Source organism: Streptomyces xanthophaeus (assembly GCF_000725805.1).
GTDB lineage: Bacteria > Actinomycetota > Actinomycetes > Streptomycetales > Streptomycetaceae > Streptomyces > Streptomyces xanthophaeus.
Genome location: NZ_JOFT01000171.1, coordinates 1 through 201, shown reverse-complemented (window position 1 = coordinate 201; position 201 = coordinate 1). Strand labels below are relative to the sequence as shown.

Genomic DNA, 201 nt, shown 5'->3' with positions numbered 1-201 from the left:
GCCTGCTCCTTGCGCAGGGTGGTGAGGCGGACGCCCAGGGCGTCGAGGTGGAGGCGCGCGACCTTCTCGTCGAGGTGCTTGGGGAGCACGTAGACGCCGGTCGGGTACTCGGCCTGCTTCGTGAAGAGCTCGATCTGGGCCAGGGTCTGGTCCGCGAAGGAGTTCGACATGACGAACGACGGGTGGCCGGTGGCGTTGCCC

General features: G+C 68.7%; 1 protein-coding gene. It reads right to left on the bottom strand.

From position 1 onward, the window contains the following. The coding region (locus tag IO30_RS41210) for an adenosylhomocysteinase (RefSeq protein ID WP_037895634.1) at positions 1-201 on the bottom strand (201 nt) is incomplete at both ends.